We start from the raw sequence: 526 nt of genomic DNA on the forward strand, positions 1-526 counted from the left end.
CTGGTTGACCGTGCGGATGCCGTCCACCGTCTGCTCGATCTGCCCGCGCAGCATGCGCGCCCGGCGCCCGCGGTGCATCCGCAGCTCCTTCGCGCCCTCGCTGATGCCGCGGTAGGCCTTGTGCAATTGCTCCTCGCCGTCGCGCGCGCGCCAGAAACCGGCCTCGGCACGCGTCAGCACCACCGCCTGCACCGCGGCACCGAGCACCAGCGCGACGACGAGCAGCCCGAACATCGGCAGCGAGAGCCACGCGAGGTAGCCCAGGCAGCCGAGCGCGATCGACAGCGCGATCACGGTGGACGCCAGCACGAAGCCGGCGTCGCTGATCATGTCGACGTCCTGCGTCAGCACCGGCATCAGGCGGTGCGTTCGGTAGCGCTCCAGCGCATCGATCGGCGCCGACAAAATCTTCTGCGCGAGCGACTTGCGCACCTGCGCCACCAGCCGCTGGCCGACGCGGTTGGTCGACATGTCGGAGGTCACGCGGCCGACCAGCGCCACCACGCACAGCGACACGAAGGTCAGC

Annotated in this window: 1 protein-coding gene; it reads right to left on the bottom strand. The window is 70.3% G+C overall.

What is annotated here, in order from left to right:
* Positions 1-526, bottom strand: a 526-nt coding sequence (locus AC1D15_RS36565; protein ID WP_477829944.1) for an ABC transporter transmembrane domain-containing protein, incomplete at both ends; no start/stop codon positions are given.

Source organism: Rhizobacter sp. P2_H2 (assembly GCF_056403375.1).